Here is a 25,158-nt window from a genome sequence, read left to right as displayed (position 1 = left end):
TTTGAACCGTTTAGAGGAGCCTCGAATTGCCCGCAAGCATGGTCCGATCGCGCAACCGTTAGAAATGCGCGGATTTCTGGCGCTTTTCATTAATCCGCCTATGCTAGGTGAGATCGATCGCACACGGAAACACGGGCCGAAGGGAAATGACCAAGACCATCCTCATCGTCGAGGATAACGAGCTCAATATGAAGCTCTTTAATGATCTCTTGGAAGCGAACGGCCATGCGACGCTGCAAACAAAGAGCGGCTTCGAGGCGATATCCCTAGCGCGCAGCCATCGGCCGGATCTGATCCTGATGGATATCCAGTTGCCCGAGATCAGCGGTCTGGAAGTCACTCGCATTCTCAAGGAGGACGACGATCTGCGCGCCATTCCCGTCATCGCGATCACCGCCTTCGCGATGAAGGGCGACGAGGAAAAGATCCTGCAGGGCGGCTGCGAAGCCTATTTGTCGAAACCGATTTCCGTGGCCAAATTCTTGGAAACCGTGAATTCCTTTCTCGCAGAGAAGCGCTGAGAGTTCTGTCTTCACCTGAGCGCGCGCGTTCGCGTCATGACAATCTGCCCGCGAAGGGCCGCGCATCGTGCAGCCGTTACCGTGACGGCTCTTGATCGCCCCTCGATGGTCCGGCCACGGCGGAGCGGCGACCCTCTTTGAGCGGGCTTGTTGAGCGGGCTTGCAGGCGACGCGCGGCTGAACTATACAGCGCGCGACGACGTCAAGCCGTCCGGCCTCCCCCAAGAGGCGTCCGAATAAAACGGGGCCATAGCTCAGTTGGGAGAGCGCTTCAATGGCATTGAAGAGGTCGTCGGTTCGATTCCGTCTGGCTCCACCACTATCCTAATTCGCTGTTTTAAAGTGGTTTTTCGAAGAAACCAACGGAATGGTTCTCGTCAAATCCCGGACTTGGCCCTAGCCGAATCGTAAGAGCGCCGCGCAGCCTCTGAGCGTCGCGGCCAGTCTCGGCGTGCAAAAATCATTCTGGGGTCGAAACGGGCGATCCCGCGACGAAACCTGGCGCGAGAGAACCATTCAAAGACGCTCAGCAAATGGACGAATTGAATACAAAATGCGTTTTCCGACGTGGGATGGCGCCGATCTCGCGACAATGGCGCTGCCCGCCAATGAGGTCGAGCGACGCCGTCGGCGCGACGGGCGACACTTCCAAAGAAGGAACTTGCGAAATGAAATTAAGACTCTGCGTTGCGACGATCATATCTTTGCTTTGCGCGGGTTGGGCCTTCGCTGAAGATGCGCCGGTGACATATCAATGCGAAGTCTCGGCTCAGCAGAGCGACGCAAGCCAGTCCGCGCCATTTTCCATTGAGATCAAAGGCGCTGCGGTGAAGCTGACTAACGTCAGCGCCCTTGATGGCAATTTTTCCCTCATTCGAAAGAATGACGCCTATTACGTCTTCAAAAATAAGAAGAATCAGGGGGGCAACATCAACCGTTCCAACGGCGCTGTGGAATTATATGCCGTTAACGCCGCCTCCCACGAGATGACGGTGTCGATCAACGGCGCGTGCGTCGAACAGAAATGACCTAGCATTTCGAGCCATCGTGCTCTTCTCCGCTCGATCTGATTTGCGATGCTCTCCTGAAGCTGCAAGGGAACCAATCCTAATGCTGGCGGTTCTAGTTCCGCGTTCTTGGATCAGCCATGCAGGGAAGACCACAGGCGACATCGCACCCTCCTGAGCGAAGCTTGCCGCCGAAGCTCGAGGTGAACTTGCACGTCAATGGCGTGGAACACCGCGTGTTCCTGCGGCCGTGGACCACCCTCCTCGACGCCCTTCGTGAAAATCTAGACCTCACCGGAACCAAGAAGGGTTGCGACCACGGCCAATGCGGCGCGTGCACGGTGCTGATCAACGGACGACGCGTGCTTTCATGTCTCACGCTCGCCGTCATGAAGGACGGCGCCAAGATCACCACCATTGAGGGATTGGCGCAAAATGGCGAGCTGCATCAGCTTCAGACCGCCTTCATTGCGCATGACGGCTTTCAATGCGGCTACTGCACGCCCGGACAGATCTGCTCGGCGGTGGGACTGATCGCCGAGGGCCGCGCGAAAACGAGTGATGAAATCAGAGAATTGATGAGCGGCAATATTTGTCGCTGCGGCTGCTATCCCAACATTCTGGCGGCGATCGAGGCGGTCATGCAAGGAGCGCAGACATGATCGATTTTGATTATGTCCGGGCGAACGACGTCGGCGACGCTCTTAGCCAGATTACGAAACATCAGGCTGCGAAGTTCATTGCGGGCGGCACCAATCTCATCGATCTGATGAAGGAGGACGTCGAACAACCGACGCGCTTAATCGACATCACAGGGCTGCCGCTTAACGAAATTCATGAGACGCAAACAGGGGGCCTGAAGATCGGCGCTCTTGTACCCAACAGCGATCTTGCTTACGACGAACGCATCACACAGCGTTATCCCCTTCTCTCGAGCGCCATTCTTGCGGGAGCCTCGCCTCAACTGCGCAACATGGCCTCGACCGGCGGCAATTTATTACAGCGAACGCGTTGTCTCTATTTTTACGACACCGCGACTCCCTGCAATAAGCGAAGTCCAGGGTCGGGCTGCGGGGCAGCAGAAGGCTTTAACCGCATGAATGCGATATTGGGTTGGAGCAAATCCTGTATCGCCGTTCACCCCTCGGATATGTGCGTCGCGCTCTCTGCGCTTGACGCCGTTGTCCATGTCTCCAGCGCGAAAGGCGATCGCGCCATCAACTCCACCGATTTTCACCGTTTGCCGGGCGACACGCCCGAAATCGACACAAATCTTGCTCGTGACGAGATCATAACGGCGGTCGAATTGCCATCCGAAAAGTTTGCTCGTCATTACAGCTATCTGAAGATTCGCGATCGGTTGTCCTACGCTTTCGCACTTGTTTCGGTCGCTGCTGCTCTGAAGATTGAAGAAGGGGCGATTACCTGCGCTCGCGTCGCATTGGGCGGCGTCGCCCACAAGCCGTGGCGCGTTCCTGCCGCCGAGCAGAGTCTCGTGGGCGAGCTAGCTGATCGAAAAGCATTCTCCAGCGCAGCCGATATCATCTTGCAGGGCGCTATCGGTTTTGCCCATAATCGCTTCAAAATCGAACTTGCGCGGCGGGCGATCGTCCGCGCCCTTGAGCAGGCGGCCGCCGGAACGCCGCAGTCCCAATCCGTGAAAGTGATCGTTTAGGTCCGCGCTATGTCTGTCGGAACAAACAGCATCGGAAAGCCGGTCTCGCGAATTGACGGTCCGGCAAAGGTCACGGGGCGGGCGAAATACGCCGCTGAATTTAGCGCGCCCGGCCTCGCCTATGGCGTTGTGGTCTCAAGCGTGGTCGCCAAAGGCCGAATTATAAGCATAGACCGAAGCGCGGCGCTCGCTGTGCCCGGTGTGATCGAAGTGTTCGCCCACGACAACAGGCCCTCCCTCCCCTCTTCGCATGAAAAATATACGGATCAAGTCGCCGCGCCGGGATCGCCCTTCCGCCCGCTTTACGACGGCGAGATTCTGTTCTCGGGGCAACCCGTGGCGCTCGTTGTTGCGGAGGAGCTCGAAATTGCGCGCTTTGCCGCGAGTCTTGTCGATATAAGATATGAAACTGAAGAGGCGGTCACCGATCTCGATACGCAGATCGACCAAGCTTTTGAGCCGCCGGAGAAGCGAGCGCCGGATTGGGATCCGCCCGCCCGCGGAGATGTCGACAGCGCCTTGTCGCGATCGCCCACGCGTATTCGAACAGAATATCGCACGCCGGTCGAGCACCATAACCCGATGGAAACCTTCGGGAGCACGGCGGTTTGGAACGACGGCCGCCTCACGGTCTATGATAAAACGCAGGGCGCGCCCAATTGCCAGGAATATTTGTGTAGCGTATTCGGCCTGGCCAAGGACAAAGTGCGGGTCTTGTCTCCCTATGTCGGTGGCGCCTTCGGAGCCGGTCTTAGGCCAAATTATCAGCTGTTCATGGCGGCGCTCGCCGCCATTGGCCTCAAGCGATCGGTCAGGGTCACGCTGACGCGCCAGCAGATGTTCACGCTTGGCTATCGTCCGCAAACACTCCAGACGCTAACGCTGGGAGCCGAGAACGATGGACGATTGGTGGCCGTGAAGCATGATGCGATCGCCAATACGTCTCGCTTTGAAGACTACCAGGAGCCCACCGTCGTTTGGTCTGGCGCGCTTTATTCATGCGATCACTCGACGGTCACGTCGAGGCTTGCACGGCTCGATCTCTTCACGCCTTGTGACATGCGGGCGCCCGGCGGCGCTGTCGGCATGTATGCGCTTGAAAGCGCTATGGACGAACTCAGCTATGCGGTTGGCGTCGATCCATTAGAACTTCGCCTCAAGAATTATTCCGAGAGGGATCAGAACAAAAACAGGCCTATTTCGAGCAAGGCGTTGAAGGACTGCTATCTGCAGGGCGCCGAGCGCTTCGGCTGGTCCAAGCGTCGGCCCGAGCCGCGTTCGATGCGAGAGGGACGCGAACTGATCGGCTACGGCATGGCGACGGGGATTTGGTCAGCGTTTTTTGTGCCGACGAGCGCCAGGGCGATTCTCGCGCCTGACGGGACATTGGAAATCGCCTGCGCCACGGCCGACATTGGCACCGGGACCTACACGATTCTGGCCCAGATTGGCGCTGAAATGCTCGGCCTTCCGCTCGACAAAGTCATTGTCAAAATTGGCGATTCCGATTTGCCGAGCGCTCCTGTCGAAGGCGGATCCTGGACGGCCGCCTCCGCCGGCTCAGCGGTGGTGGAGGCATGTAAAGGCATACGCAAAGAACTTCTCAAGCACGCAAGCGCGATCAATAGCTCACCACTCCAGGGCGTCGACGTTGCGGATGTGACGATAGTCGACGGTCAAATCCGAATGACGAGCGATCCCTCTCGCGCCATGCCGCTGTCGGAAGTAGTGATGGGTCTCAAGGAACCCATCAGGTCGGAAGTGTCGGCGGCGCCAGATGAGCGCGCCTTGGAAGAATATTCGCATTACGCGCATTCGGCGGTGTTCGCCGAGGTGCGGCTCGATGAGGAGCTTGGCATGCTGCGCGTCGCGCGCGTCGTCAGCGCGGTCGCGGCGGGGCGCATTTTGAATCCTAAAACAGCACGCAGTCAGATCCTTGGCGCCGTCGTCGGCGGCATCGGCATGGCGCTTCACGAAGAGACGGTGATCGACCATCGATACGGTCGGTTCATGAATCACAATCTCGCGGAATACCACGTGCCGGTGCATGCCGACGTCCACGCCATCGACGTTATTTTTGTCGACGAGCAGGAGCATCGGCTAAACCCGCTCGGCGTGAAGGGCGTCGGCGAAATCGGCATCGTCGGCACGGCCGCCGCGATCGCCAATGCAGTCTTTCACGCCACCGGCGTGCGCGTCCGCGATCTTCCGATCACCATCGATAAGCTGCTCGAGTTGAGGCAGCCCACGAGCAACCACGCGGCGTAAATGAATTATGTCCCAGACCATGGCCGGGCAAGAGACGCGCTGACGAGCGCCCGCAGCCGGCTGCAGGAATTCGGAGAGGCGGCGTTGGCGACCGTCGTCTCCACCTGGGGTTCGTCGCCCGTGCCGGTCGGCGGCCAAATGGCCATCGGTCCAGGCGGACAATTCGAGGGCTCTGTCTCCGGCGGTTGCGTCGAAGCGGACGTGATTACCGAAGCGGCGGACGTTCTGGCGCGCGACAAGGCGAGACTGCTGGAGTTCGGAGTCGGAGAGGAACGGGCGTGGAAGGCCGGCCTGCCCTGCGGCGGCGCTATCAGCATCTATGTCGAGCCGCTGCGGCGTGAGCGAGATTCAGCTTTTCTCGACAGAGTATTTTCAGCACGCCGCGCGCGGACGTCGCTTGCCGTGCTCACGACGCTTGCGACCGGCGAGCGGCGCCTATTCGACGCCGGGGAACCGATGCCGACTGAGATCGACCAATGCCTCGTTTCGGGTGAAAGTCGGCTTCTCTCTCTCGGCGATGCGCCGGTCTTCTTGCACGCGCTCACCCCGCCAGTTCGCGTGGTCATTATCGGCGCGACGCATGTCGGCCAAGTCCTCGCTGATCTCGCGAACCGCATTGGCTATGACGTCGTCGTCGTCGACCCGCGCGCCGCATTTGCCAGCGCCGACCGCCTCGGCGATCTCAAAAGTCTCACCGACTGGCCTGAAATCTCGCTGAAGTCCTTGGGGCTCGACCCAAGGACCGCAGTGGTCGCTCTGACCCACGCAGCCGCCATTGACGATGAAGCGCTCACCGAGGCGCTGCGCTCGCACTGTCTGTATATTGGCGCCCTGGGCTCGACGCGGACACACGCGAAGCGCCTGCAACGCCTCGTCGCCGCAGGCTTCAACGATACGGAGCTGGCGCGCATCAGCGCCCCGGTCGGACTGCCGATTGGCGCGAAGGGACCAGCTGAGATCGCCGTCTCGATTCTCGCTGAAATTGTCAAGGTCGCGCGCGCAACGAGGCAAGGGTGAACATTGCAGCTGTGCTTTTGGCTGCTGGAGCCTCGAAGCGGTTTGGGGAGAGCAACAAGCTTCTCTGCGACCTTGGCGGGAAGCCGCTCATCCGCAGGGTGGCCGAAGCAATCGTCTGCAGCGGCGTTGAAGTTGTCGTCGTTACCGGCTGCGATCACCCGCGGATCGAAAACGCTCTCGAAGGCTTGCCGCTTCGATTTGCACATAATCTGAACTGGGAAAGCGGCATGGGATCGTCGATCGCCGTCGGCGTCATGGCGCTCGGCCAGCAAGTTCAAGGGGCGTTTGTGGTGCCGGGCGATCTGCCTTTTTTGACATCGGATCTGATCAAAGACCTGACGGCCGATTTTATTGAAAGCCGGGGCGCTTTGATCACCTATCCAACGACGTCAAAGGGTGAGCAGCGTAACCCGGTTTTGTGGCCCCGGCGATTCTTCGCCTCGCTGGCGTCGCTCTCTGGGTCGCCGGGCGCCAAGCATTTGCTGCAGAACTGCGAGGATTCTCAAAAGCAGGCGCTCGTCCTTGATGAAGGCGCCCATATCGACATTGATGTGCCCACTGATTTGGAAGCTGCGCGTTTGCGATGGAAAATCGCGAGTCCTTAAAGGGCTTTTGCGCCCGCTGGCGCTACTCGGTCCCCAAGGCGTTCAGCGAAGTTTGCTTCTTGGATCGTCGTTCGCGTCCATATATTCGAGTCCCAATGGACCCATGGCCGTCACCTGCGTGACATACTCGCCAGACTTTGCCCAATGAAAATGCGCCGTATCGCCGGGCAGAATGATGACGCTGCCTGGTGGATAGGCGTTGACCTTTTCGCCGTCAAATCGATCGCCGAGGCCGATATAGAAAACGCCTGACATGACCGTGTAGACTCGGTCTTCAGGATGTCTATGCGGCATGAGTTTCACGCCCGAAGGCACCCTGACCCTTATCAAGTAAGGCCCTGCTTGTGCGGGATCTCCAACAAGCACGGCCAGTCGCGCCTGGGGAGGAAAGCCGGGAAAGGGTTTCCAGTCGATGTCTTCCGGCAGAATCGTTCTAAAATCGGCTTGACCTGGCTGGTGGCTTCGATCCATCGCGCCCTCCGGCCGCGAGAACCCGCGCGACTGCGTTGGGGCTTCCATGCACATCAAAGAGCGGCGCCACCTTGATGTGTGCGGCTCAGGGAATATGTTGCAGCATAAGCGGCCATCAAGCGATTGACGTTCGAGACGACCTCCCGCGCTGGATACTTCCAGCGCCGCAGAAACTGCAGGCTCAGTCATGCCCTATGAGCTCTATTATTGGCCCGGCATTCAGGGACGTGGAGAGTTCGTGAGGCTCGTGCTGGAAGAGGCCGGCGCCAGCTACATTGATATGGCGCGTGAGCCAAACGCCGAGGCGACGCTTGTGGCTTTTCTCGAGCGAACCGACCTCGCCCATCCGTCATTCGCACCGCCGTTCTTGAAAGACGGACAGGTGGTCATCGGACAGACCGCCGCAATATTGCTTTATCTCGGAGATCGTCACGATCTCGCTCCGAGCGACGCGGCGCGCAGACTTTGGGTTCACCAAATTCAGTTGACGATCGCTGACCTGGTCGGCGAGGCTCACGACACCCATCACCCGTTGGGCGGCGATTTGTACTACGAGGAGCAGAAACCCGAGGCCTCACGCAGAGCGAAGTGGTTCCGCGAGGAAAGGATACAAAAATATCTCGATTGGTTCGAAACGATCCTCGCCCGCAATCCCGACGGCGACGCGCACCTCGTCGGCGATACCTTAAGCTACGTCGATCTCTCCCTATTCCAAACCGTCGAAGGCTTGCTCTATGCGTTTCCCGACACAACAAAACCCATCCTCGCCAAGTCGCCGCGCGTGTCCGCCCTTTGCATGATGGTCGCACAACGCCCGCGCATTCGCGCATACCTCGATAGCGATCGCAGGGTGAAATTCAACGAGCAAGGTATATTTCGTCACTATCCTGAACTCGATGACTGATCAGCGGGATCAATCCCTGCACGGACCTTAGATTGATCGCCTCGCCCTATATGCTCACCTTGTCCGGGCATGCCGCTCGGGTTCGGCTTGCTTCTTGGAGAGATCTTGATGGGTGGATTAGCCTTGGTTCCGGATTCGCCGTTTTCGGCGAGCGCCTCCAACGCCTTGAGCGATCGTCTTTTTGAAACCCGCAGGCTTTCGATCGAACTTGCGGCTCCGCTCAGCGCCGAAGACATGGTCGTCCAAGCGATGGAGGACGCCAGCCCCATCAAATGGCATCTCGCTCATACGACCTGGTTTTTTGAGACCTTTGTCTTGACGCCGTATCTAACAGACTATTCGCTATTCGATGAGGCGTTCAACTATTGCTTCAACTCGTATTATGAGCACCTTGGCGCTCGGCAGCCGAGGCCGAAGCGCGGACTTCTCACTAGGCCGTCGCTCGATCGCGTTCTCGCCTATCGGCAGCATGTGGACTTGGCGTTGACGCAGCTCCTTGCTGATCAAACCGAGGCGCCGCCAGCGTTGATTCATACGCTCGAGGTTGGGATCAATCACGAGCAGCAACATCAGGAGCTGATGCTCACAGACATCCTCTCCCTTTTCGCTGCGAATCCCCTAAAGCCAGCCTACCGCCCGCCGCAGCCACGCTCCGTTCCCGCGCCAAGCGAACCGCTACGCTGGATCGATTTTGCCGGCGGCGTCTATCCGATCGGTCACCAGGGAAAGGGTTTTGCTTGGGACAATGAGGGCCCCCGCCATGATGTGCTCCTGCGCCCGTTTCGGCTTGCTGACCGCCTGGTCACAAACCGGGAGTGGTTGGCATTCGTCGACGACGGCGGCTACGAGACCGCGACCCTATGGCTGTCCGATGGCTGGGCCGCGATCATGCGCGAAAACTGGCATGCGCCACTCTATTGGGAGTTTCGTGACGAAGAGTGGTTTGAGTTGTCGCTCGAAGGATCGCAGCCGCTAAGCCTCGACGCGCCGGTTGCGCATGTGAGCTACTACGAAGCCGATGCTTTTGCGCGATGGTCTGGCAAGCGATTGCCGACCGAATTCGAATGGGAGGTCGCCGCGGCCACAGCGCCCAACAAGGGAAACTTTCTTCAAAGGGGGGCTGCATTGCGCCCGTTGCCGGCTGAAGCCGAACCCAATGGGTCGCCGCGTCAGATGTTCGGCGATGTCTGGGAATGGACCCAGAGCGCCTATCTGCCCTATCCGGGCTATCGCGCCCCCGAGGGAGCGCTCGGAGAATACAACGGCAAGTTCATGGTTGGTCAGCATGTGTTGCGCGGCGGCTCCTGTGTGACCCCGCAAGGTCACATCCGCCCGAGCTATCGCAATTTCTTTTATCCCCATCAGCGTTGGCAGTTTTTAGGCCTGCGCCTCGCTTCGGAGGTTGCCTGATGTCGAAGGCCTCGGAACGCTCAGCGCCGCTCGTGCGGCAAGCGGACGACTTCGCCGTTAGCGTCCTGGAGGGCCTGTCCCGGCCGAAGAAGAGTCTTCCCTGTCGCTTCCTGTATGACGCCGCAGGCAGCGCGCTCTTCGAAGACATTACGCGGCAGCCCGAGTACTATCCCACGAGAGTCGAAGTTGGGATTCTCACAGCCAATGCGATGCAGATGATCGAGGGAGCGGTCGGAGAGACGGTTCTCGTCGAGTTCGGCTCCGGTTCGAGCATCAAGACGGAAATCCTGCTGGGACATATGCGGCGACTACACGCTTATGTGCCGATCGATATTTCGGAAAGCGCTCTCAGAGATGCCCGAGAGCGGCTGACGGCGCGATTTTCCGGGCTCAATATTCAGCTGCTACTGGCCGATTTTTCGCATCCGATCGAGCTTCCTCCCGAATTGGCGCCACGGCCTAAGCTGGGATTTTTCCCTGGATCGACGATCGGCAATTTCGTCCCTGCGGAGGCGACGCAGTTGCTACGCGCGATGCGAGAGACGCTTTCGCCGCGCGGAAAGCTGATCATCGGCGTCGATCTGAAAAAAGACGTTCGCCAGCTTGTTGCGGCTTACGATGACGCAAATGGCGTCACCGCCGCCTTCAATCTCAATCTCCTTGCGCGCATCAATCGTGAACTCGATGCGACGTTCGATCTTCAAGCTTTTCGCCATGCGGCGACCTACGAGCCCTTCGAAGGACGCATTGAGATGCATCTCGTCAGTTTGAAGGATCAGGACGTCTGGGTGGCGGGAAGAAAAATTCGCTTCCGGGAAGCGGAGACGATTCACACCGAAAGCGCTTACAAATACACGATCGAGGAGTTCCATCTGATCACGCAGGCGGCGGGGTGGACCCCTCTGCGCGTATGGAAAGATGACCTAAGCTTGTTCAGCGTACATAAATTGGTCGCGCCTTGAGCGGAGGGCGACGCAGCCGGGACGCGTTAAATGACTGCGACCAAGGTGAGCGAAGCAGAGCGAAACGCTTGGCCAGCGTTGCCTTACTTGGCTTGGCGAGAGACCTATACGACTCTGCATCTCTGGACTCAGATCGTCGGCAAGATCCGGTTGTCGCTGACTCCCTGGCAAAACCACTCCTGGCACGTTGCGCTTTATGTGACGACGCGTGGCCTCACCACGTCGCCAATCGCATATGGCGCAAGCGTCTTTCAGATTGATTTCGATTTTATAGATCACGTGCTTCGCATAACCACGAGCGATGGCGACGAACGCCAAATGCAGCTCCGATCTCAGACTGTCGCCGACTTTTACGCGCATCTTTTCAGCAGGCTCGAAGAGTTGGGGATTTTTGTGCGCATCAACGAACATCCCAACGAGATATCAGATGCGCTTCCCTTCACCGCGGACCGGATTCATGCCGACTACGATCCTGTCTATGCAAACTGCTTTTGGAGATTGCTTGTGCAAGCTGATCGCGTCTTCAAAACCTTTCGCACGGGCTTCGTCGGCAAGGTCAGCCCTGTGCATTTTTTTTGGGGCAGTTTTGATTTGGCGGTGACCAGGTTTTCTGGTCGCCGTGCGCCGCGCCATCCCGGGGGCGTTCCAAATCTTGCGGACGTTGTTGTGCGCGAAGCTTACTCGCATGAGGTGAGCAGCGCGGGCTTTTGGCCTGGCGGCGGCTCGATCGACTTTCCCGCTTTCTATTCCTACGCCTATCCCGCGCCGCCTGGATTCGATCGCGCTAAGGTTGAACCCGACGACGCATTTTTTAGCCAGGATCTCAAGGAATTCATCCTGCCCTACGACATCGTGCGAAACGCCGAACATCCAGATGCGACACTGCTGCGCTTTTTGCAAAGCACATATGACGCTGCCGCCGACGCCGGCGGATGGGACCGCGTGGCGCTCGAATGTCCATTAGGACATGTCGGCGTCCCGCGTCCCATTCGCGGATAAGGTGTTCTACCGATCCGCGTGCGACATTCTGTTTTTTTCACACTCGGATCTAGGACCCCGAGCCGGTCCTCGCTGACCTTGCCGCGGCATGTCGGCACTCGATCAAACCATGGCTTTGCGCTAAGCTTTCCTTCGATTCACGAATTCATTCGTCCCCCGACCGATGGAGATCTTAAATGCGGCATTCTCTTCCACGCAGGCTTCTCGCTGAATTTCTTGGGACTTTTTGGCTCGTGTTCGGCGGCTGCGGCAGCGCGGTGATTTCCGCCGGCTTTCCCCAGCTCGGCATCGGCTTTCTCGGCGTGGCGCTCGCCTTCGGACTCACGGTGCTGACGGGCGCTTACGCCTTCGGCCCCGTATCTGGCGGCCATTTCAACCCGGCGGTGACGCTCGGCGTCGCGACGGCCGGCCGCTTCTCCTGGAAGGACGTCGGACCCTTCTGGATAGTGCAGCTTCTCGGCGCGACATTTGCGGCGTTCGTGCTGCTCAAGATCGCTCAGGGCAACATTGATTTTTCGCTCGCCAACGGCTTTGCCGCCAACGGTTATGACGAACATTCCCCCGCTGGATACACATGGCAGTCTGGCCTTCTTGCGGAAATCGTGCTGACGGCGTTTTTCCTGCTTGTCATTCTGGGAACGACGGAAGGTCGCGCGCCGGTCGCCTTCGCGCCAATCGCCATCGGATTGGCGCTGACGCTGATCCATCTGGTCGACATCCCCATCACCAACGCTTCGGTGAATCCTGCGCGCTCGACAAGCCAGGCGCTCTTCGTCGGCGGCTGGGCCCTCGAACAACTCTGGCTATTCTGGGTCGCGCCGCTTGTCGGCGCCGTCATCGGGGGACTCATTCATCGCTTTGCCCTTGCTGATGACTGAGCGACACGAAGCGACCTCCTGATTTATACGCAATCAGTGGACGCTGGGCTTCGCCGCAGCGTCCCTGACACACTTCTTCGTGAAGCTCGTCCGAGCTGCGCCTGATAGTTTCTTTTCAGTTGCAGCCACATCGCAGGCGCTCGCAGCGGCGTCTCTGTCGCACTTTCTCATAAAACTTTTCTGCGCTGCGCCGTGCAGCTTCTTTTCCGTCGCCTGGGCGGCGCAGTCCGGGCCAGCCGGCGTTGTTTGTGCGAACGCGGCGGCCGAAATCAAAGCGCCAGCGACGCATATACTGACGGTCAAAATTCTTCTCGACATGTTGTCCTCCTATATTTTTCGCGTGCAATTGCAATGATACCGAGGCAAGTTCGCGCAATGGCGACGGTCTCCTGACATGACTTGAGCCCGTGATCGACGACCCACGCGCCGACGACGTCAACGCTCTATGAGAGTGTTAGCGGCGTCGCTGTCTTCGCGCGCTCGCGCTTCCGCTAAAAAGAACGGCCTGTCCGTTTCCAGCCCCTCCAACAGATCACGTAATCGATCGGGAAGCGGCTCGCGAAGAACGTCGTCGTACGTTTGCCGTAGCAATTCGCCGATTTCATCGCCGACCTTTCGGTCACGCATAGGGGACCGACGCATGTTACGCCTCCACTCGTCCATAGCGGACGTGGTTAGCGTCGACTTAGGTTGCGGCCATAATGTGAGCGACGCTCCCGGGCGGGCCCGCAAGAGGCGATTTGTAAAATTTATGGTAAATAAGACACATCGGATCCTGCTCAATCGGCCCGCCATCCGTCTTCGGCGGCGGCAGCTATTCGCATGGCGCTCTTGTCAGCGTTGAAGGCAAAGCAATCTTTGACCGCGGTAAAAGGCCGAGCTCGAGTGGGCGCTTTCAATATCGATCGATGTGGCGCTATGCCTGTGCAGAGCGTTGTTTTCTCTCTCGGAGGATCGCGTATGTGTCAGGCGTGTGGCTTTACCGATATTGTTCATGGAAGCAAAATGCTCCGCAGAGCCTTTGTGTTCGGCGCCGCCACGGCGGGCGCGCTGACGGTCGTTGGAAGCGCGAGCGCCCAGGGCCGAAAATCCAAGTCGAAACAAGCCAAGCCGAGTAGCGCGCCGCCCAAGCCTGAGAATGTGATGAGTCCGGACGACGCGTTGGCGCGGCTGCTGGAGGGCAACAGGCGATATCAGAAGGGTATCGCAAGACGGCACGACTTCTTCGCCGAGCGCGAGGCCCTCGTCGGCGGACAAAATCCCTACGCCGCGGTTCTCAGCTGTGCCGATTCCCGGATTGCGCCGGAATACGCCTTTGACAGTTCGCGCGGAGATCTCTTCGTCGTTCGCGTCGCCGGCAACTTCGCGAACCCGGACAATATCGCGAGCTTGGAATATGCGGTGGAGGTGCTGAAGACGCCTGTGATTCTGGTGCTCTGTCACGAAGCCTGCGGCGCGGTTAAATCGGCGATTTCCTCGATACAGGATCATACGACTTTGCCTGGCCACCTTCCCTCGCTCGTCGCTGCTCTGGCGCCGGCGGTCAAAGCCGTCGCCGGCCGACCAGGCGATCCGTTGGAAAACGCGACGATGGAAAACGCGCGGCTATGTGTTGAGACGTTGAAGACCGCAACGCCTTTGCTCAGCGCCGCTTTCAATGAAAAGCGCTTCAAAATCGCGAGCGGAATTTACCGGCTCGGCGACGGTCGTGTGGATCTTTTTGCGTGAAGCTAATTACGCAAGAATGCGCCGATCAATCTGCGCAATCGAAGTGACGCCCGTCAAAGTCATCGCCACGCGCATTTCTTTGGCGAAGATCTCGAGCATATTCTCGACGCCCTCCTGTCCAGCCGCCGCCAACGCATATGCGGCGGCGCGGCCAAGCAGGACGCCCTTTGCGCCGAGCGCCAGCATGCGCACCACGTCCAGTCCGGACCGCACGCCCGAATCGGCAAATACTTCGAGATCGCTTCCGACGGCGTCGACGATCGGCGGCAAGGCTTTGACCGTTGAGAGCGCGCCGTCGAGCTGTCGTCCGCCGTGATTGGAAACGATGATTCCATTCGCTCCAAACCGCACGGCGTCCCGTGCATCCTCGGGATCCAATATGCCCTTGAGGATCAAAGGCCCCTTCCAGAACTCGCGGATCCATTCGAGGTCCGACCAGCTGATCGATGGATCAATGTTTTTTCCAAGCCAGCCGATGTAATCCTGCAGTCCGGTCGCCTTGCCGAGATATTTTGAGATGTTGCCGAGATCGTGCGGTCGGCCCCTGATCCCCACGTCAAAGGACCAGCCCGGTTTCGCGATCGCCTGAAGAAAGCGCCGCGGTCTGGCGATGGGCCCTGACAGACCGGAATGGGCGTCGCGGTAGCGCGATCCATGCACGGGAAGGTCTACCGTGAAGACAAGTTTGTTTATGCCTGCGCGCTGGGCCCGCTCCAGCATCGACTGCATGAATCCGCGGTCTTTGAGCACGTAGAGCTGGAACCAGAGGGTTCCTGCGGCGCATTGCGACGCGACTTCTTCGAGCGAACAGACCGAGAGCGTCGACAGCACGTACGGAATGCCCTTCTTCGCCGCAGCATTGGCCGCCTGGACCTCACCCCGACGAGCAAACATCCCGCTCAGCCCGACAGGCGCCAGGATCACGGGAAGCTCGGAAGGCTGACCGAACCATTCCGTCGCGAGACTGAGGCCGGTAACGTTCTTCAACACGCGCTGTCTGAGGTTCACCGCTCTCAAATCAGCGACATTGGCCTGCAGGGTGTCTTCGGCGTTCGCCCCGCCATCGATATAATCAAAGAGGAAGCGCGGCAGCTTGCGCTGTGCGACCTTTCGATAATCCGAAGCCGACGAAACAATCATCCGATTCCCCAAAGACTGGTCGGGCGCTGGAGCGCGAGCCTACGCCTGAACGCACAGGCGCGCATCGAGGGCTCACGCCTTCCGCCTTGATCGCAGGAGCGCGGCGCATCGTCAAACCGATCTATCGTCTTTGGACCCTTGCAGCTTCGTCAAAGCTCAAGAGCGCTTCGCCTGCGAGCCGGCCTGGCGCCGCGAATGGATGGATTAGCAACACGCGGCGCGCGGCGCGGCGACGGCGACGTGGCGCTGGGCGTGATCCATGAGAAGGTTTTGGACAAAGCTCAGCTTTTCTTTCACGACCGAGGAAATCACGAAGGGATAGATATCGGGCTGACCCATAGATCGGTTGATGTTGTTCAACGCGAACGAAATATCCAGCCAACTATCGACCATCTCATTGATGTCGGGATAGCCGTAGGGATCAAATTCGACCCGCGCCGAAGAACCGTCGTCCCGCCGCACCACGAGCCCCGCGCTACGACCGGTTTCGAGCGTGTCGACGATATGGAGATAATGCGCGAAGGTTTCCGCAAAATCTTCCCATGCATGACAAGAGGCGTATGCGCTTATGTGCTTTTGTCGCCAGTCGCCTGGAGGCCCTTCCTCATAATGTCTCTTTAGGGCGGCGGCATAGTCTTCCCGCTCGTCCCCAAAGAGTTCACGAAACGGCCGAAGATATTGCGAGTGCGGCACGATGCGATCCCAATAATAATGGCCGATCTCATGCCTGAAATGTCCGAGCAACGTACGATAGGGCTCACCCATCTCATCGCGCATTTTTTCCCGGACGGGGTCGTCCGCTTCCTTCAAAGCGATCGTAATCAGTCCGGAGTCATGGCCGGTCAGCACCGGCCGTTGCGACGCCTCCTCAGCCAAGAAATCAAAGACGAGCGGCTCGCCGTCGTTCTCGGACGCCGTTGGCGCAGGAAGATTCAGTCTGATCAGGCTGTAAAAGAGCCTCCGTTTAGCGGCTTCGATTTTCCGCCACGCGGCGTGGCGCTTGTCGTCCGACAAATCAGGCACGGTTCGATTATGCTGGCAGGCGAAGCAATACTCCGAGGGACCGCCCTTTTCGACCATCCAATTACATCCGTGCAGCTCCCAGTTCTTGCAGAAGCGATATTCGCGAGCGCCGTCAGCGTGCGCGCGCCATCCGTTACCGACGGGTTCGACTGCGGTCATCTCGCCATGCTTCGGCAAATAGCCGAGCGTGTGCCCGCAACTTTCGCATTTGGTGTTCTCAAAAAGTATGCTCTGGCGGCAAACCTGGCATCGAAAGGCTTTCATGGAGGATCTTTCCGAACCGCGCGTGCGGCCTTAACTGCGCTGCTGGGCGGAATGTTCCTGGTCACGACAGAGCGGCGGTCGCTCGGGAACTCGGTCTTCCGGAGCATCCTATACCGGCGCCAATTGAATGCGCAGCCCGTATTCACCTGCTAGGCTAATTGCCGCAATTTCGGACAAAGCCGCCATTTTGGCGGCTCTTCAGATTGACACTGCGCGGCGCGGCCCCGCTAACTCCCCCAGTCGCCCTGCGCCAGTTCTTGAGAGAATGGCGCTGAAACGAGACGCTGATTAACGTGTCGATCCAGATCGCTCTTCACCACATCACCCACTACAAATATGACCGCCCGGTCGCGCTAGGTCCGCAGATCGTCCGTCTGCGGCCGGCTCCGCATTGCCGCACGAAAATCTTGAGCTATTCGCTCAAGATCGCGCCTTCGGAATATTTCATAAACTGGCAGCAGGACCCGCACGGGAATTGGCTGGCGCGTCTGGTGTTCCCCGATAGCGCGAGCGAATTCAAGATTGAGGTCGATCTGCTGGCGGATCTCGCCGTCTATAATCCGTTCGATTTCTTCATCGAGCCTTATGCGGAAGAATTCCCGTTCGCTTATCCGGACGAACAGAAAATTGAGCTTGCCGCCTATCTTGAACCCGACGACGTCGGGCCTCTGACGGAAGACTTCGTCCGAAGCCTTCCGCGGCAAAAAATGCGGACAATTGATTTTCTCGTCGAACTCAACGCGCGGCTGCACCGCGACATTCGCTACGTCATCCGGATGGAGCCTGGCGTGCAGGCGCCGGAAGAGACTCTCGCGCTGGGATCGGGTTCGTGCCGCGATTCCGCTTGGCTTCTCGTTCAGATCTTGCGCAAGCTCGGTCTCGCCGCACGTTTCGTCTCCGGCTACCTCATCCAGTTAAAGGCCGATGTCGATCCGATTGAAGGCCCGAAGGGAACCGATCACGACTTCACCGATCTGCACGCTTGGGCGGAAGTTTTTCTGCCCGGCGCTGGTTGGATCGGTCTCGACGCGACGTCGGGACTGTTTTGTGGCGAAGGTCATCTGCCGCTATGCAGCGCGCCGCACTATCGTTCCGCCGCGCCTCTGTCGGGGCTCGTAGAGCCTGCCCAAGTCGAGTTCGGTTTCGAGATGCGCGTCGATCGCATCAATGAGGCGCCGCGCATCACCGCGCCCTTTTCAGATGACGCATGGAGCCGGCTTGACGCCCTGGGCGAAAGCGTCGACGCGGACCTAAAAGCGCTCGACGTTCGCCTCACCATGGGCGGCGAGCCGACGTTCGTCTCGATCGACGACTTCGAGTCCCCAGAATGGAACACGGCGGCGACCGGCCCCACCAAGCGAGAGCGGGCCGACGACCTTATTCGCATGCTGCGCGAACGCTTTGCGCCAAACGGGTTTCTGCATTACGGCCAGGGCAAATGGTATCCCGGCGAAAGCCTGCCGCGCTGGGCCTTCGGGCTTTACTGGCGCCGGGACGGCAAACCGATTTGGTCGCAGCCGCAACTGATCGCCGATATCGCCGAGCCGAAAGGCGCGACCACGGCAGCAGCGGAAGTCTTTGTGCACGATCTTGCCGAGCGTCTCGGGGTGGGCGCCGAACATGCCTTGCCGGCTTACGAAGATCCTGCGCATTGGATGGTCAAGGAGAGCGTCCTCCCGATCAATGTCGATCCCTCCGATCCCAAGATCGACGACGCGGAGGAGCGCTCGCGCATGATGCGGGTGTTCGAACGCGGCCTGAGCAAGCCGACCGGCTTCGTTCTACCAATTCAGCGCTGGAATGCGCGCGCCGAGTCACAGTCGCGCTGGACCTCGGAGAAGTGGACGCTGCGCCGCGGAAAACTGTTCTTGGCGCCGGGCGATTCGCCTATCGGACTGCGGCTCCCGGTCGCATCCTTGCCCAAGCTCCCCGAAAGCGAATATCCGTTCATCTATCCGCAGGATCCCTTCGCGCCCCGCGAGCCGCTGCCCGAACCCGGCCATTTTCGCCGCATTCAGGCCGGCGGGGCGACGCCCGGGGGTCCCGCGCGCCAGGACGTACATGAACAGTCCATTGTCGAAGGGGCCGTGCGCACCGCTTTCACCATAGAACCACGAGACGGCAATCTCTGCGTGTTCATGCCGCCGGTCGAAACGCTCGAGGATTATCTCGAACTGCTCGAGGCGGTGGAAGAGAGCGCCAAGGCGACCGGGCTGCCGCTCTACATCGAAGGCTATCCGCCGCCCGACGACCCCCGCCTCGAAGTGATCAAGGTGACGCCTGATCCCGGCGTCATCGAGGTCAATGTTCACCCGGCCGCCACATGGCGGGAGGCCGTCGAAACGACGACCGCGCTCTATGAGGACGCGCGGCAGGCGCGGTTGACGACCGCCAAATTCATGATCGACGGCCGACAGATCGGCTCGGGCGGCGGCAATCATGTCGTGCTTGGGGGCAAAACGGCGGCCGACTCGCCCTTCCTGCGCCGCCCCGATCTGTTGAAGAGTCTGGTGCTCTATTGGCAGCGGCATCCCTCCTTATCCTATCTGTTCTCCGGCCTGTTCATCGGCCCCACCAGCCAGTCGCCGCGCGTCGACGAGGCGCGCCACGACTCGCTGTATGAGCTGGAGATCGCCCTGGCGCAGGTGCCGTCTCCCGGCGAAGGCTATGTGCCGCCGTGGCTCGTCGATCGGTTGTTCCGCAATCTGCTGGTCGATGTCGGCGGCAACACCCATCGCGCCGAAATCTGCATCGACAAGCTCTATTCGCCCGACGGACCGACGGGGCGTCTCGGGCTCGTCGAATTCCGCGCCTTCGAAATGCCGCCGGACGCCCGCATGAGTCTCGCGCAGCAGCTGTTGCTGCGCGCGCTCGTCGCATGGTTCTGGCGGGAGCCGCAGCACGGCGATCTGGTGCGCTGGGGAACGGCGCTGCACGACAAATTCATGCTGCCGCATTTCGTCTGGCAGGACTTTCTCGGCGTGATCGATGATCTGCGCCGCGCCGGCTACGACTTCGAAGAGGAATGGTTCGAGGCGCAGCGCGAGTTCCGCTTCCCGCTCGCCGGAAGCGTCGAGCACGGCGGCGTTCATCTGGAGATCCGCGGCGCGCTCGAACCCTGGCATGTGATGGGCGAGGAAGGCGCGAATGGCGCCACGGTGCGCTACGTCGACTCGTCGCTCGAGCGGTTGCAGGTCAAGGCCAAGGGCCTCGTTCCCGGCCGGCACGTCATCGCCTGCAACGGACGCCGCGTGCCGATGACCAACACCGGCGTCCCCGGCGAGGCGGTGGCGGGCGTGCGCTTCAAGGCCTGGCAGCCGCCGTCAGGCCTGCATCCGACGCTGCCGGTCCATGCGCCCTTGACCTTCGACGTCATCGACGGCTGGAGCAGGCGTTCACTGGGCGGCTGCGTATATCACGCGACGCACCCTGGGGGCCGCAATTACGACGCCTTCCCCGTCAACAGTAACGAAGCCGAAGCGCGGCGCTTGGCGCGATTTCAGGATCATGGGCACACGCCCGGGCCTGCCGATCCGCCGCGCGAGGAGCCAGGCCAAGAGTTTCCGCTGACGCTGGATCTTCGGAGGAGCATTGTCCGCTGAGCGGCCCATTGAAACGGACAAGGCGTCGCAGCGCGTTGCCGCCTGGATCGCGCAATATGCGCCGATGCGCGACGCGCCGGATGAGCTTCTCGACCCAGATGGATGTCCGCGTGCGCACTGGCTCCAATTCCTCGAATCGCTCGCCGCATTCGGCGATATCGGCCTTGAGCAACGCTTCGCCGCGGCCGGCCGCCGCATCGACGACATGGGAATTTCCTACCGGGTCCACGGAGAAACCAAGGAGCGCAGTTGGCCGTTAGGGCGTTTGCCGCTTCTGATCCCGGAATCAGAATGGCGCGATATTGCGACTGGCGTTGCACAGCGCGCCGAACTTCTCGATCAGATCCTGCATGACGTTTACGGCAAGGCGCGGCTTGTCGCTGAGGGCGCCCTGCCGGCCGCAGCCATCACGGGATCGCCTGACTTCATTCGACCGATGTGCGGAGTCGCGCCGCCCGGCGGACGCTGGCTTCGCTTTTACGCCGCCGATATCGGGCGCGGGCCCGATGGCGCCTGGCGGGTGCTCGGCGATCGCGCGCAGGCGCCTTCGGGAGCTGGTTACGCCTTAGAAAATCGGATGATCCTGTCGCGCGCGCTGCCAAGTCTCTATCGAGACATGAACGTCGAGCGCCTCGCGCCGTTTTTCCGAGAATTCCGTGCGAGCATCTCCGGCGCGGCGCAGCGCGTTGATCCGCGCATCTGCCTGCTGACGCCTGGCCCTTGGAGCGAGACCTATTCCGAGCAGGTCAATCTCGCCCGCTATCTCGGCCTTACGCTGGTCGAAGGCGAAGATCTCGTGATGAGCGATGGCAAGCTGCATGTGCGCACCATCGCCGGCTTGAAGCGCGCCGATGCGATTTGGCGTCGCGTCGACGCTGACTGGTGCGACCCGCTGGAGCAGAACGCCGCATCGCGTCTGGGCGTCGCCGGGATGTTCGAGGCCATCCGTCGCGGCGCCGTTGTCGTCGCGAATATGCCCGGCGCCGGTCTTATCGAATCGCGCGCGCTGTTGAGCTTTCTGCCGGAGCTGTCTGAACGCGTGCTCGGCGAGAGTCTCAAACTTCCCAATGTCGCGACGTGGTGGTGCGGACGCGAAAGCGAACGCGACCAGGTTGTCAGTGCCTTGAGCGACTATGCGATCAGCGGGGCGTTCAGCGACAGGCTCCCGGGATTTGGCGAATGTCGTGAGGCGCTCGGTCACGCGCTCTCCAGCGAGGCGCGCGCGCGTCTGATCGACGCCATAAATCAGCGCGGCGTCGACTATGTCGCTCAGGAACAGGTCAAGCTCTCCACGACGCCCGCTTGGTCCGACGGCAGGCTGACGCCGAGACCTTTCGCCTTGCGCGTGTTCGCCGCCGCGACAGCTGACGGTTGGAAGGTGATGCCCGGCGGATTCTGCCGAGTCTCCAACCGGCTTAATGCGCGCGCCGTGTCGATGGACGCCGGCGCGCGATCGAGCGACGTCTGGGTGTTGACGAGCCATCCGATCGAATGGTCGACTCTGCTGCCGTCCGACGAGGATCCGCCGATCGTGCGCGCGCTCGGCAACCTGCCGAGCCGCGCCGCCGATAATCTTTTCTGGATGGGACGCTATCTCGAGCGCGCCGAAGCGACGTTGCGCGTCGTGCGGTCGCTCGGGGCGCGGCTGGGCGAACTTCAGCACATCGATCTGCAAGGGCGCCAGTCGATCGAACGGCTTGCGCGACTGCTGATCGCCTGGGGCGCTGCGCCCGAAGACGCGCCGGACATGGACCCGACTGAGATTGCATGGTCCGCGGCAGCCGGCGCCGACGATTACGGTTCCGCGTTGTCGGTCGTACGCAATGCGAGACGCGCGGCGTCGATCGTGCGCGAGCGCTTGTCCCAAGATGTCTGGCAGCTCATCGGACGCATCGAAACGCGTCTGACGCGCGCCGGCGCCGCCGCGATAACCGAGCCCGAGGCGCTGGAAATTGTGGAGCGATCGCTTCATACGCTGGCGGCGTTGTCCGGACTGATCGACGAAAATTTCAACCGCGTCGCCGGCTGGAGTTTTATCGATCTTGGGCGGAGAATCGAACGCGCCGTCGGGACGTGCCGCTTCGCCCGACAGTTCGCCGGCGACGACGCGACGGTCGAGACGCTGGACGCTCTGCTCGATCTGCTCGATTCGCAGATCACCTATCGCTCCCGCTACATCGCCGGCGCCGCACTGGCGCCGGTCCTCGACATGGCCATGCTCGATCCGTTCAATCCGCGATCCGTCCTCTTCCAGGCGATGCGCATCGACGAACATCTCGCGGCGCTGCCAAATTTGCGCGACGATGGAGTCATGGAGCCGCCGCGGCGACTCTCCGTCAAGCTGCGCGCCGAGCTCGAGTCGGAGGATGCGCGCCGCCTGGACGCCGCGATCATTCTTGGGTTTGAGCAACGTCTGATGACTCTCGCCGATAAAATCGCCGAGCGCTACTTCACGCATGGCGCCGATGGCGCCGCAAATTCTCAGCCGTCGCGGATCGCGTGATCTACGATATCGCCCATCGCACGATCTACAAATATGACGCGCCGGTCGCCTCGGCGCGCTGCGCCATGCGCCTGATCCCGCGCAATGATCGCGGCCAGACACTGCTGTCCAGCCACATCGAACTCTCGCCGTCGGCCGAATTCATCAATGAAAGGATTGACTTTCAAGGGAACCGAATTTGCGAAGCGCGCATCCTCAAGCCCCACACGAGGCTGCAGATCGCTCTTACGGCGCGCGTCGCAGTCGAACGAGCGCCGCCGCCTGCGCCGGCGCTGACGCCGGCTTGGGAAATCGTGAGGAACGCCGCCTACGCGTCCGACTCGCTCGCGGCCTCCTCTCCCGCCCATTACATTTACGCAAGCCGCTTTGCGCCGCTGTTCGACGCAGCGACGCATTATGCACGCGAAAGCTTTTCGCCCGGGCGGCCGATCCTCGAAGGCGCCATTGAACTGACGCAGCGCATCCATGCCGACTTCGCCTATGACCCGGATGCGACGCATATTGCGACGCCGATCGCGCAGGCGTTCGAACGCCGTCGCGGCGTCTGCCAGGATTTTGCGCATATCATGATCGCGGCTTTACGCGGGCTTGGCCTGGCGGCGTCCTATGTCAGCGGCTATCTTCGAACCTACGCAGCGCCAGGCCAGCCGCGGCTGGAAGGCGCCGATTCAACCCATGCGTGGGTGTCTGTTTGGTGCGGGCCGGAATTTGGCTTCTTCGACCTTGATCCGACGAACGCTATCGTCGTTGGCAACGACCATATCGCCATCGCCATCGGCCGCGACTATGCGGATGTTTCGCCGATTGACGGCGTGATCATCGGCGCCGGCGATCAAGATTTGGATGTCAGCGTCGACGTGAAAGAAGCAGCGATTTAGGAAGAACTCCTTTACCGCTGTCTTTACACAAGCGCCTGTTCCTTCACCGCCGTACGCTGCGCGCGAATCCAGTCGTAGAGCTGCTGCATGCCCGCGCCGGTCTTGGCGGAGACTTCGACGATCTCAACATCCGGATTGACGCGGAGAATATTCTCTCGCGCCCGCTCCATCGAGAAATCGAGATGCGGCAGAAGATCGATCTTGTTGAAGATGACGAGCTTCGCGGCGCTGAACATATGCGGATATTTGAGCGGCTTGTCTTCGCCTTCGGTCGTCGAAAAGATGACCGCCTTGGCGTGTTCGCCGAGATCGAACAGCGCCGGACAGACGAGATTGCCGACGTTCTCGATCAACAGGAGCGAGCCGACGCTCGGCTTGAGTTCGGAAAGCGCGCGCGCGATCATCTCCGCATCGAGATGGCACCCGGTTCCGGTATTGACCTGAACCACCGGCGCGCCCGCCGCGCGAATGCGCTCGCCATCATTCGACGTCGCCTGATCGCCTTCGATGACGAACAGCGGCAGCGCGCCCGAAAGATCCGCGATGGCGCGCTCGAGCAGCGTCGTCTTTCCCGCGCCGGGCGAACTGACGAGATTGAGCGCAACGATCTCGCGACCCGCAAGCCATGCCCGACATTTAGCGGCGATCGCGTCGTTCTTCGCGAGAATGCGCGTTTCAAGTTCGAGGCGGCGGTGGGTCTCCTCGTGTGCCTGATCGTGATCGCTGTGATCATGCGCATGCACGTGGCTGTGATCATGCCCGTGCGCATGACCCTGCTCGTGCCCGTGATGATGATCATGAGCATGTTGATGTTCGCCATGAAGATGACCGTGGCCATGCTCCCCATGCGAATGGGCCTCGCCGAGCAAATCATGCTCGGGCGCCGCGATGTCCGCGCGCGCGCCGGTCTGCAGATTGGTCATCGTGGTCCCCTGCCCCTGGCAGCCGCAGCTCGTGCACATTATGCAGCCTCCTCGACTTCGATGCTTTTGATGTTCAGCTCTTCGCCGCGCAGGCGCTGAAACTGGCGAGAGCCGCAAGGACACGCCGACAGCATGTCGGGCGTGGGAAACTCAGCGCCGCAAACATCACAGCGCGCCTCGGCGTCGACTTCGCGGATGTCCAGCGTCGCGTCTTCAACCGGCGTCCCTAGGGCGACTTCCGGAAAGCAGAAAGCCACAGCGTCCGGCTCGACGCCCGACAATTTGCCGATCTCGATTATCACGCGGCGCACGCTACGCCCTTGCGCGGCCTGCGACGCCAGTTCGACAATGCTGCAAACGATCGAGAGTTCGTGCACGTC

23 protein-coding genes and 1 tRNA gene are annotated in these 25,158 nt (G+C 60.4%); 17 read left to right on the top strand and 7 right to left on the bottom strand.

Annotation, left to right across the window (positions count from 1 at the left end):
• Positions 1-146: 146 nt before the first annotated feature.
• The 8 genes from IYY11_RS17835 (at position 147) to IYY11_RS17800 (ending at position 7,093) form a co-directional block, all read left to right on the top strand.
• Positions 147-521, top strand: coding sequence for a response regulator (locus IYY11_RS17835; protein ID WP_196405093.1), 375 nt, complete (start codon positions 147-149; stop codon positions 519-521).
• 243 nt (positions 522-764) lie between these two features.
• Positions 765-840, top strand: a tRNA-Ala gene (locus tag IYY11_RS17830).
• A 349-nt stretch (positions 841-1,189) separates the two neighbouring features.
• On the top strand, positions 1,190-1,549 hold the full coding sequence (locus tag IYY11_RS17825; protein WP_196405092.1) for a hypothetical protein: 360 nt from the start codon (positions 1,190-1,192) through the stop codon (positions 1,547-1,549).
• 119 nt (positions 1,550-1,668) lie between these two features.
• A complete protein-coding gene (locus tag IYY11_RS17820) occupies positions 1,669-2,190 on the top strand; it encodes a (2Fe-2S)-binding protein (protein ID WP_196405091.1) in 522 nt (173 codons plus the stop codon).
• Entirely contained in the window at positions 2,187-3,203 is a 1,017-nt protein-coding gene (locus IYY11_RS17815) for a xanthine dehydrogenase family protein subunit M (RefSeq protein WP_196405090.1), read from the top strand. Before IYY11_RS17820 ends, IYY11_RS17815 begins: the two co-directional genes overlap by 4 nt.
• Before the next feature lie 9 nt (positions 3,204-3,212).
• Positions 3,213-5,471, top strand: coding sequence for a xanthine dehydrogenase family protein molybdopterin-binding subunit (locus tag IYY11_RS17810; RefSeq protein WP_196405089.1), 2,259 nt, complete (start codon positions 3,213-3,215; stop codon positions 5,469-5,471).
• On the top strand, positions 5,472-6,488 hold the full coding sequence (locus IYY11_RS17805) for an XdhC family protein (protein WP_196405088.1): 1,017 nt from the start codon (positions 5,472-5,474) through the stop codon (positions 6,486-6,488).
• Positions 6,485-7,093 (top strand): NTP transferase domain-containing protein, encoded by a 609-nt coding sequence (locus IYY11_RS17800; protein ID WP_196405087.1) that lies wholly within the window; start codon positions 6,485-6,487, stop codon positions 7,091-7,093. The genes IYY11_RS17805 and IYY11_RS17800 overlap by 4 nt, the downstream gene beginning before the upstream one ends.
• A 42-nt stretch (positions 7,094-7,135) precedes the next feature.
• Here IYY11_RS17800 and IYY11_RS17795 read toward each other — a convergent pair whose 3' ends face one another.
• Positions 7,136-7,564: a cupin domain-containing protein gene (locus IYY11_RS17795; RefSeq protein WP_196405086.1), complete on the bottom strand. Its 429-nt coding sequence runs from the start codon at positions 7,562-7,564 to the stop codon at positions 7,136-7,138.
• Positions 7,565-7,751: 187 nt separating this feature from the next.
• On the opposite strand from IYY11_RS17795, the gene IYY11_RS17790 reads away from it, so the two are divergent.
• The 5 genes from IYY11_RS17790 to aqpZ all read left to right on the top strand — a co-directional run bounded on the left by IYY11_RS17790 (position 7,752) and on the right by aqpZ (position 12,717).
• A complete protein-coding gene (locus IYY11_RS17790) occupies positions 7,752-8,468 on the top strand; it encodes a glutathione S-transferase (protein WP_196405085.1) in 717 nt (238 codons plus the stop codon).
• Between the two features lie 108 nt (positions 8,469-8,576).
• A complete protein-coding gene (egtB, locus tag IYY11_RS17785) occupies positions 8,577-9,878 on the top strand; it encodes an ergothioneine biosynthesis protein EgtB (protein ID WP_196405084.1) in 1,302 nt (433 codons plus the stop codon).
• Positions 9,878-10,840, top strand: coding sequence for an L-histidine N(alpha)-methyltransferase (egtD, locus tag IYY11_RS17780; protein WP_196405083.1), 963 nt, complete (start codon positions 9,878-9,880; stop codon positions 10,838-10,840). The genes egtB and egtD overlap by 1 nt, the downstream gene beginning before the upstream one ends.
• Positions 10,841-10,870: 30 nt before the next feature.
• Positions 10,871-11,839 (top strand): DUF5996 family protein, encoded by a 969-nt coding sequence (locus IYY11_RS17775; RefSeq protein WP_196405082.1) that lies wholly within the window; start codon positions 10,871-10,873, stop codon positions 11,837-11,839.
• A 176-nt stretch (positions 11,840-12,015) separates the two neighbouring features.
• Entirely contained in the window at positions 12,016-12,717 is a 702-nt protein-coding gene (gene aqpZ, locus IYY11_RS17770) for an aquaporin Z (protein WP_029651391.1), read from the top strand.
• 33 nt (positions 12,718-12,750) lie between these two features.
• On the opposite strand, the gene IYY11_RS17765 is transcribed toward aqpZ, so the two are convergent.
• Positions 12,751-13,035, bottom strand: coding sequence for a PsiF family protein (locus IYY11_RS17765; protein ID WP_196405081.1), 285 nt, complete (start codon positions 13,033-13,035; stop codon positions 12,751-12,753).
• A gap of 117 nt (positions 13,036-13,152) precedes the next feature.
• Positions 13,153-13,344, bottom strand: a complete 192-nt coding sequence (locus IYY11_RS17760) for a NepR family anti-sigma factor (RefSeq protein WP_246720100.1) — start codon at positions 13,342-13,344, stop codon at positions 13,153-13,155.
• A 333-nt stretch (positions 13,345-13,677) separates the two neighbouring features.
• Here IYY11_RS17760 and IYY11_RS17755 point away from each other — a divergent pair, with 333 nt between their 5' ends.
• A complete protein-coding gene (locus IYY11_RS17755) occupies positions 13,678-14,445 on the top strand; it encodes a carbonic anhydrase (protein ID WP_196405079.1) in 768 nt (255 codons plus the stop codon).
• A 6-nt stretch (positions 14,446-14,451) separates the two neighbouring features.
• On the opposite strand, the gene lldD is transcribed toward IYY11_RS17755, so the two are convergent.
• Together lldD and IYY11_RS17745 are read right to left on the bottom strand one after the other, a co-directional pair.
• A complete protein-coding gene (gene lldD / locus IYY11_RS17750) occupies positions 14,452-15,585 on the bottom strand; it encodes an FMN-dependent L-lactate dehydrogenase LldD (RefSeq protein ID WP_196405078.1) in 1,134 nt (377 codons plus the stop codon).
• Positions 15,586-15,789: 204 nt separating this feature from the next.
• Positions 15,790-16,872 carry a putative zinc-binding metallopeptidase gene (locus IYY11_RS17745; protein ID WP_196405077.1) on the bottom strand — a complete coding sequence of 361 codons (1,083 nt, stop codon included), beginning with the start codon at positions 16,870-16,872 and terminating at the stop codon, positions 15,790-15,792.
• A 293-nt stretch (positions 16,873-17,165) separates the two neighbouring features.
• Here IYY11_RS17745 and IYY11_RS17740 point away from each other — a divergent pair, with 293 nt between their 5' ends.
• From IYY11_RS17740 to IYY11_RS17730, 3 genes are read left to right on the top strand one after another with little or no spacing between them, the layout of a single operon-like run.
• A complete protein-coding gene (locus tag IYY11_RS17740; RefSeq protein WP_196405076.1) occupies positions 17,166-20,474 on the top strand; it encodes a DUF2126 domain-containing protein in 3,309 nt (1,102 codons plus the stop codon).
• Complete coding sequence (locus tag IYY11_RS17735; RefSeq protein ID WP_196405075.1) at positions 20,464-22,977, top strand: circularly permuted type 2 ATP-grasp protein; 2,514 nt, start codon at positions 20,464-20,466, stop codon at positions 22,975-22,977. The genes IYY11_RS17740 and IYY11_RS17735 overlap by 11 nt, the downstream gene beginning before the upstream one ends.
• Positions 22,974-23,855 carry a transglutaminase N-terminal domain-containing protein gene (locus IYY11_RS17730; protein ID WP_196405074.1) on the top strand — a complete coding sequence of 294 codons (882 nt, stop codon included), beginning with the start codon at positions 22,974-22,976 and terminating at the stop codon, positions 23,853-23,855. The genes IYY11_RS17735 and IYY11_RS17730 overlap by 4 nt, the downstream gene beginning before the upstream one ends.
• A 23-nt stretch (positions 23,856-23,878) precedes the next feature.
• On the opposite strand, the gene hypB is transcribed toward IYY11_RS17730, so the two are convergent.
• Complete coding sequence (gene hypB / locus IYY11_RS17725) at positions 23,879-24,817, bottom strand: hydrogenase nickel incorporation protein HypB (protein ID WP_196405073.1); 939 nt, start codon at positions 24,815-24,817, stop codon at positions 23,879-23,881.
• Positions 24,817-25,155, bottom strand: a complete 339-nt coding sequence (locus IYY11_RS17720; protein ID WP_196405072.1) for a hydrogenase maturation nickel metallochaperone HypA — start codon at positions 25,153-25,155, stop codon at positions 24,817-24,819. The genes hypB and IYY11_RS17720 overlap by 1 nt, the downstream gene beginning before the upstream one ends.
• Positions 25,156-25,158 lie beyond the last annotated feature (3 nt).

Source organism: Methylocystis sp. H62, assembly GCF_015709515.1.
Classification (GTDB): Bacteria; Pseudomonadota; Alphaproteobacteria; order Rhizobiales; family Beijerinckiaceae; genus Methylocystis.
The sequence above is the reverse complement of the archived record's forward strand: the minus strand, read 5'-3'. Positions and strand labels throughout refer to the sequence as shown.